This window comes from Mixta mediterraneensis (assembly GCF_030283135.1).
GTDB lineage: Bacteria > Pseudomonadota > Gammaproteobacteria > Enterobacterales > Enterobacteriaceae > Pantoea > Pantoea mediterraneensis.
This window is the reverse complement of the sequence record NZ_JASUAZ010000078.1, coordinates 1-7012: the sequence shown is the minus strand read 5'-3', so window position 1 is coordinate 7012 and position 7012 is coordinate 1. Positions and strand designations below refer to the sequence as shown.

Below are 7012 nucleotides of genomic sequence, written 5' to 3'. Positions count from 1 at the left end.
TAAAACACTAATCTCCACTCTGGTCTCCAATGTCATCATTGGCAGTGCCTTAAAACTGCCATTTTTACCCTAGGTGGGTCAGATTTACATCGGCAGGTGGGCCAGTTTTACATCGGTAGCGACAGAACCGCACCGCCTTTGATGTTTCGCCCGGCCCAGCGATGCGTTTTCATCGCTACCCGACAAAGAATTGATATGATGCAATACGATTTAAAAGAGGATGAAGGGCCGTAAAACATGGCAACGCCCACAGGTACCAGCCCTTCAACGATAAACTTTCCCGGCTTACCGTATCCACCTGAGTGAGGAAATGATCGGGGTTGTTCGGGTTCTTCTGGCGGGAATTCGTCAAAGTCCTCAACGCTGGCGACAGAGGACTGGCGCATACGTTCAGCCGCAGGATTTTTCCATCCGGCTTGCTGCGCACGGGTAAAAATAGCCTGGAAACCAGTGCGATCTGCTGTCAACTTACCTTCATCCCAGCGGCGTTCAGCCTCCGCAATATCCGCAGCGCTTCCACCACCGGCAGCAGACCATTCCAGCCACAGATCTCTGGCCTGTCCTTCAAATTCAGTATCCATAAACCATGCGAGGCGACACCCCATTGACGCCCAGGCGTTATGCCTGCCACATTCAGGTTGTGCATCAGCCAGCACAGTGGGATGCCACATCGCTGAACGCAAATCGTCAAAGGTCTGCTGGGTTACGTGATTCAGATCGACGAGACGCGATAAATCATCACTGGCGTGATCAGATACAGACGGAGATGGCACATCGCCAGCCCTTGCCAACAGCATATCAACGTCAATTACCTTGCCTGAAAAATCAATAAAAATGGCACTTTCATGGGGGGCATACACCATGTGATCAAGGTCATATACCGATCTGTCCCATTTAACCGGGTCATCGCCAATCAGGCTGTAGCAGTCCATCAACTCCCGCTCAATCGCTTCGCACAGGCGTTTATAATCGGATGTTGCTACGGTGCGGGAGAGCGCGAAACACAGACGCCAGCGTTGTTCTCTGTTTGCGGTTGGATGCTCATGGCTGGCGGTGGAATAGGCAAATCCAAGATATACCGACGCGGAATCGCGTAACGCGGGCCAGTCAGCTTCCGAACAGCCATCCATATCCAGCCATATTACATCGCGGTCACCCGCATTAACGGCGCTACGTCCGTTCGACGTGTCGCGCATCGCCCCCCAAAGGTAAGACAGGCGCTTTTTTTTACGGGACAAGATGTCCTTTGAATCATCGTGAGTGACGCCAATATTTTTCCGCAAGCGTTCAACTTTCGTCCGATAGTCGGCAAAGTCTTTCGCCCGCGCGGGGGCTGGTCGGCTATCTGTAGCTCCCTGCCCCACTGAGTAGTGTATAGGCATGGGTTAAGCCTTTTGTTCTGCTGTTTGAGCTTTCACTTCTGAGAATAGATTTTCCAGCGTACGTACAACAGATAACCTTGGGTCAGCATTTTTACCCGATACGATACGGCTTATTGATGCCTGGCTAATGCCTGTGCGGGCCTGGATTTCAACCTGCGTAAGGCCTGATGCAATCAATGCCTTGACCGTTTCTTGGGGAGAAAGAGGTTGCATAGAGAGTTCCTCACTACTTTTAAATTCAATACCGGATTAAATCATAATTCAGTTTTGAATTAAAAGCCAGAGTACACTATTCAATATAGAATATTCAGCCTTGGATACCCCAACAAGGACACAGGCATGAACAAATCAACAGATCAACTAATCGCCAATATTACCCTCCTGATGCAACGTAAAGGGGTGGCGAACGTAACTGAGTTAGCAAAAAGTACTAAAATCCCACAACCCACTATGCACAGGCTGATCGCGGGAGACATTAAAGAACCGAAGTATGCGCTGCTGAAGCGTATTGCTGATTACTTTAAAATTAAGGTTGAAGAACTGATGGAAAAGGATCTCATTGACTTAAAACCCGAATGTAATGTTAATAGTTCACCTGAACTGCTTCATTTCACAAAGGTTCCTGTCGTAGGAGGTGCACAACTGGGTAACGGGGGGCATTGGGTAAACCTTCAGTATCCGGTTGGCTATGGGGATGGCTTTATCAACTGGCCAACAAAGGACCCGGGGGCCTATGCTCTTCGCTGTTCTGGTGATTCCATGAAGCCACGCATCAAAGACGGTGAGTATGTCGTTGTTGAACCTGGCCACGGCTACCTGCCGGGAGATGAGGTACTTGTCATTACCAAGGATGAACAAGTAATGGTAAAAACCTTTCTTTACGAGCGCGATGCCGAAGTCATGGTTATGTCGATAAACGAAGAACACCTTCCTATACGCTTTGCCCTTAAAGAGATCGAAAGCATTCAGTATGTCGCAGGAATAGCAAAACCTTCCCTCTACATAGGCGATTGATTCAACTATCCTTTCTTCCCGCCGCCCTGTGAGGCGGTAATTTTTTGCAAAAATAAATTCACTTTTGAATTGACAGGGAATTCATGTTTCACTATAAATTCATTATTGAATTTTTGCAGAATTCAAAATTGATAGTCGAACGGCGCGACTTTAAACCATGCGTCGGAACCGTGGCGGGACAGGATGTCGGCAATACGGGGCAAATAAACACAGGAGATAAGCCAATGCAGTAATAAAGCGGACAGACCGCGCAGTGACTTTACCAGCGCCTTGTAGTTCAGGGCGCGAGTAAAACCACTGAGAGAAACGACAAGATGAACAAAACAGAACTCATTCAGTACCTTATGAGGATGTACAAAATATCCTGGCGCGTTGCGGAAGACGCGCTGCGAGATAACGATTGGGATCTGATGATGGCCGCTGGCGATATTCGAGACGAACTTAACGCCGAAGTTTGACCTGTCCCCTCCCCAAAATTGCTGTGTGTAGTCTTTGCCCATCCCCCGCGATGGGCTTTTTTATACCCGAAAGCACACTGCTGACCCGATCAGTGTGCTCCCCGATATGAAACGGAGGATTCAACCCAATGCAACAGCCTGAAAAAGTCAAAACAGCCCCGTTAGGCACCGCCCCCGTAAATAACACCGTTCGCCGCCTGCGCTGGTTGCGTAAGCGCGATGAACTGGAACGAAACCCCAACGCCCACTTCCCGATCACCCTTTATATCTGAGGTACCCCATGAGCCTTGAATTAGTCATTAAAGAAAATACCGAGGTAATGCGCCAGCTAATTGCCGCAATGCAGAGCGGCAAAACCTTTGCGCCTGACGCACCGCCGCAACCGAAAACAGACAGCGCCAAAAAAGAGGAACGAAAGGGGCCTTTCTGGTGGAAAAGCCTGGACGGACTAAAAACCGGCGTGGCGGATGATACTACCGCGCTGAAAGCGATAATCGACGCCAACGCTGGTATTGAGATCACCAAAGTCGAATACCTGCAATTGCAGGAGAAGCCCGAAAAAGAAGCACCTGATATTGAATCACTTGATATCCGCATTATCACAGCGCTGGCCAATCTGTTCGGCGCGAAAGCTAAGAACCTCACGACTGAACAGGTAGATAAAGCACGGGCGTATGAGAATGGCAACAAACGCGATCAGTTCACTGACGCACTGAGCCTTGCGCTGATTGATTGCAAAGCGGTGAAGAACACCACACGCGCAGTGTTACTCGATCTCTGCATCGTCATGCTGGCGCACTGGAGTGCGATGGAAACTATCGACGAACGTCAGGCTTTTGCCGAATTGTACATCACAACACCGTACAACAAACGCGCTGACCTGATACCTCAGAAAGCCGAGCCGGAGGCAACACCAGAACCGGAAACCGCCGAGCCTGAGCAGGACACCGCAGCACTTTTTGAACAGGCGAGGACTCTGGTTATGAAGCTGACAACAGGCGGCTATCGTAATGAAGCGGTGGAAATCCTGAACAAATTCGGCGCTCAGAAGCTGGGTCAGGTTCCCCAAAAAAATCTGGCAGACGTTGTGATGCTGGCAGAACAGGCGCTGGCGGAGGGATGAGCAATGCCGGAACAACATGCGAAATTATCCCCCTCAGCAGCACACCGCTGGCTCAACTGTACGGCGGCACTGGCCATTGAACAGTTTGAGACTGACGAAACAACGTGTTATGCCGAAGAGGGTACAGCAGCCCATACTCTGGCGGAGATTGTTCTTCGTAACCGACAGAAACACCCACCAGAATATACAGGCTGTGACGTTGGCACCTATCTCGGAACCTATCCGCTGGCGCATCCATCAAAACCGAATCCGGGGCCGCAGGTCAGTCAGGAAATGGTTGATAAGGTGGGTGAGTATGTCGAAGCGGTCTGGACGCTGGCGCAGCACCCCGGCGCGATACTCATGGTGGAGCAGAAGTGCGACTTCTCTCACATCGTCGGTATACCCGATCAGTTTGGTACCTCTGATGCGGTAATCATCATCGGCGACGAATTGCAGATCCACGACCTCAAATATGGCTATGAGAAAGTGGATGCGTTCGAAAACCCCCAGCTAATGATTTATGCGCTGGGAGCACTGGAACAGGTCAGTCTGATCGCCGACATCAATCGTGTACGAATGTTTATCCACCAGCCGCGCATCAACCACGTCAGCGAGTACGAATGCAGTGTACAAAATCTGGAAGAGTTCGGGCAGAACGTGAAAGCCATCGCTGCCGATGTGCTGCAACTGGCAGACCACGCAGGGGATAACGGCCCCGATGTTATTCCGGCAACGGCATTCCACCCCGGAGAGAAAACCTGCCGTTGGTGCAAGCGGCGAGGTAAATGCCAGGCGCAGGCGGAATATGTGTCGGCTGCGCTGATGAATGATTTCAGCGAAATATCCGACCCGCCGCCTCTGGAAGACGCACTGACCACCGCCCGTCAGAAGCTGGCTGAATCGGATGGTAAATGGCTGGGCGAAACACTACCACTGATTGACCATATCGAAAGCTGGTGTAAAAGCGTCCGCTCTGCGGCATTTAATATGCTGCAAAATGGCCACTCCGTTTCCGGCTATAAACTGGTTCAGGGTAAACAGGGTAACCGTTCGTGGAGTAGTGAAGAAGAAGCCATTTCCCTACTTAAAGACCAGTTCCGGTATAAAAAGGAAGAAGTTTATACCTTCAAAGTTATCAGCCCGGCGCAAGCTGAGAAACTCATTAAAAAGGCCAACCCGCGCCGCTGGGCGAAGGTAGAAGCCATTATTACCCGCCCTGATGGAAAACCAACAATAGCACCAGAGTCCGATCCCAAACCAGCTTTAAACATCAATCCTGCAAACGACTTTGACGATGTTGAAGCCGCTGAATCCCTCATTTGAATTAAAGGTAAATATCTATGAAAGTAAAACTGAATAACGTGCGACTGGCATTTCCGGCATTATTTGAACCTAAAACTGTTAACGGTGAAGGTGAGCCACGTTTTAGCGCCGCATTTATTTTCCCACCAGACCATCCCTGCGTGAAAGAAATTGAAGCGGCTATCGCTCAGGTAGCTAAAGAAAAATGGGGGCCGAAAGCCGACAGCGTTCTTAAATCCTTACGCACCGGCCTGAAAGTCTGCCTGCACGATGGCGATGAAAAAGCCGAATACGAGGGCTACCCCGGTAATAAATTTGTCTCTGCCAGTAATAAAGCACGGCCACTGGTTATCGACCGCGATCGTTCCGCGCTGACCGCCGCCGATGGCAAGCCGTATGCCGGTTGCTATGTTAACGCCACCATCGATATCTGGGCGATGGATAACAACTTTGGCAAACGTATTAACGCTTCGCTCGGCGGTGTCCAGTTCTGTCGCGATGGTGATGCATTCGCTGGCGGCGGCGTGGCAACCGAAGACGATTTCGACGATGTGAGCGAAGGCGCTGACGCCGAATCGCTGATCTAACCCATCCAGCCCCGCCGCCAGCGGGGTTCAACCTTCAAAGGTGAGCACATGATGAATACCACCCCATTTAACCAACAACTGGTTTACCTGAACAAAGGCACCCTGAATGAAGAACTGACCGAAGTTCTGGCCGAGGTAGTGAAAGCGGTACGCGAAACCGGTAAAGCGGGTTCCCTGACACTGACACTCAAAGTGGCAATGTTCAGTAAAGCCAACGAAGACGTAGTGAAAATCTCCCCGGTTGTCGCCAGCAAAGTACCAGAGGGCGAACGCGCCGAAACCATTATGTATTCGACAGCGGATGGCGATCTGCTGCGTGACGACCCCAGCACAGTACGCACCGAACTGAAACAGGTTGATGCCGGACAACAGGAACGGCGCACCCTGCCAGAACAGGAAACCAGCCTGCGTAAAGTTATCTGACCCTTTTAGCCAGTACCAGGGGAAACCACTCACCCGGCCAACGCGCCGGGTTATTTATATCCAAAACAGGAACAAAGAAATGACCGAAGCTCAAACTATTCAGGACGTTGTAAAAAGCCAGCAGGTTTTTGATATCCACGGTAACCCAGCGGTTGCCCTACCAGAAGGTTACGAACTGGCCGATCTTGAGCACTTTCTTCCAGCGCCGCGCCGCATCCGCCAGAACGTAAAACTCTTGTCCGCTGATAGTTTCATCCAGTACTGCGCAAAGTTTGCAACCGATGCCTCGGTGATCCTGGCCGATGCCAACCAGACAAAGTTAACCGCCCAGCTAGACTACCACGCCGATCCTGCCACACCAGACTGGTGTAGCCACTCCGCTGTTTATCAGTGCGTGAAGTCCAAACCCTGGAAGATTTGGGAAGAACATGATGAAACCGCTATGGGGCAGGAGGCTTTCGCTGAATTTCTGGAAGACCGCGCTGGCGACATTGTTACCCCAACCGGTGCGGAACTGCTGGAAATTGCGACTAAATTCCAGGTGATCCGCAAAGCAGTATTTGGTTCCGCTATCCGCGGCGGCACCGGGGGGGGGCAGTTGAGTGACAGCGATGACCGCGCCAATGGCCCCAGTGTGGTACCGGACGTAGGGCCGATGGGGGTGGAAGCGTGCCCTACGGGTGAGTCATATGAGGTGCTGGCGCGGCTGCGTGAAGGTAAGAGGGGATTTCCGTTCAGGCT

10 protein-coding genes are annotated in these 7012 nt (G+C 51.2%); 7 read left to right on the top strand and 3 right to left on the bottom strand.

The genetic code is table 11. The annotated features are described in order from the left end of the window. Nucleotides 1-107: 107 nt before the first annotated feature. Entirely contained in the window at nt 108-1382 is a 1275-nt protein-coding gene (locus QRY16_RS21170; protein WP_289777960.1) for a hypothetical protein, read from the bottom strand. A gap of 3 nt (nt 1383-1385) precedes the next feature. Beyond that, on the bottom strand, nt 1386-1595 hold the full coding sequence (locus QRY16_RS21165) for a helix-turn-helix transcriptional regulator (protein WP_193403509.1): 210 nt from the start codon (nt 1593-1595) through the stop codon (nt 1386-1388). Between the two features lie 126 nt (nt 1596-1721). Here QRY16_RS21165 and QRY16_RS21160 point away from each other — a divergent pair, with 126 nt between their 5' ends. Further along, nucleotides 1722-2396: a S24 family peptidase gene (locus tag QRY16_RS21160; protein ID WP_193403510.1), complete on the top strand. Its 675-nt coding sequence runs from the start codon at nt 1722-1724 to the stop codon at nt 2394-2396. A 122-nt stretch (nt 2397-2518) separates the two neighbouring features. Here the strand turns inward: QRY16_RS21160 and QRY16_RS21155 are convergent, their stop codons facing one another. After that, nucleotides 2519-2896 carry a hypothetical protein gene (locus tag QRY16_RS21155; protein ID WP_289777959.1) on the bottom strand — a complete coding sequence of 126 codons (378 nt, stop codon included), beginning with the start codon at nt 2894-2896 and terminating at the stop codon, nt 2519-2521. Between the two features lie 86 nt (nt 2897-2982). On the opposite strand from QRY16_RS21155, the gene QRY16_RS21150 reads away from it, so the two are divergent. From QRY16_RS21150 to QRY16_RS21125, 6 genes are all read left to right on the top strand, one after another. Then, nucleotides 2983-3126, top strand: a complete 144-nt coding sequence (locus QRY16_RS21150; RefSeq protein ID WP_158233084.1) for a hypothetical protein — start codon at nt 2983-2985, stop codon at nt 3124-3126. Nucleotides 3127-3134: 8 nt separating this feature from the next. Further along, complete coding sequence (locus QRY16_RS21145; protein ID WP_289777958.1) at nt 3135-3977, top strand: hypothetical protein; 843 nt, start codon at nt 3135-3137, stop codon at nt 3975-3977. A 3-nt stretch (nt 3978-3980) separates the two neighbouring features. Beyond that, nucleotides 3981-5282, top strand: coding sequence for a DUF2800 domain-containing protein (locus QRY16_RS21140; protein ID WP_289777957.1), 1302 nt, complete (start codon nt 3981-3983; stop codon nt 5280-5282). A gap of 17 nt (nt 5283-5299) precedes the next feature. Further along, nucleotides 5300-5848 carry a DUF2815 family protein gene (locus QRY16_RS21135; RefSeq protein ID WP_193403515.1) on the top strand — a complete coding sequence of 183 codons (549 nt, stop codon included), beginning with the start codon at nt 5300-5302 and terminating at the stop codon, nt 5846-5848. A 48-nt stretch (nt 5849-5896) separates the two neighbouring features. Further along, nucleotides 5897-6271, top strand: coding sequence for a YfdP family phage-associated protein (locus tag QRY16_RS21130; RefSeq protein WP_099705601.1), 375 nt, complete (start codon nt 5897-5899; stop codon nt 6269-6271). Between the two features lie 79 nt (nt 6272-6350). Further along, nucleotides 6351-7012 (top strand): DUF2303 family protein (locus QRY16_RS21125; protein ID WP_289777956.1); only part of this gene is annotated, 662 nt, incomplete at its 3' end.

Excerpts from the sequence above, each read along its gene's own strand:
- QRY16_RS21170 (WP_289777960.1), bottom strand. The coding sequence starts at position 1,382 with ATGCCTATACACTACTCAGTGGGGCAGGGAGCTACAGATAGCCGACCA.
- QRY16_RS21165 (WP_193403509.1), bottom strand. The coding sequence starts at position 1,595 with ATGCAACCTCTTTCTCCCCAAGAAACGGTCAAGGCATTGATTGCATCA.
- QRY16_RS21160 (WP_193403510.1), top strand. The coding sequence starts at position 1,722 with ATGAACAAATCAACAGATCAACTAATCGCCAATATTACCCTCCTGATG.
- QRY16_RS21155 (WP_289777959.1), bottom strand. The coding sequence starts at position 2,896 with ATGGGCAAAGACTACACACAGCAATTTTGGGGAGGGGACAGGTCAAAC.
- QRY16_RS21150 (WP_158233084.1), top strand. The coding sequence starts at position 2,983 with ATGCAACAGCCTGAAAAAGTCAAAACAGCCCCGTTAGGCACCGCCCCC.
- QRY16_RS21145 (WP_289777958.1), top strand. The coding sequence starts at position 3,135 with ATGAGCCTTGAATTAGTCATTAAAGAAAATACCGAGGTAATGCGCCAG.
- QRY16_RS21140 (WP_289777957.1), top strand. The coding sequence starts at position 3,981 with ATGCCGGAACAACATGCGAAATTATCCCCCTCAGCAGCACACCGCTGG.
- QRY16_RS21135 (WP_193403515.1), top strand. The coding sequence starts at position 5,300 with ATGAAAGTAAAACTGAATAACGTGCGACTGGCATTTCCGGCATTATTT.
- QRY16_RS21130 (WP_099705601.1), top strand. The coding sequence starts at position 5,897 with ATGATGAATACCACCCCATTTAACCAACAACTGGTTTACCTGAACAAA.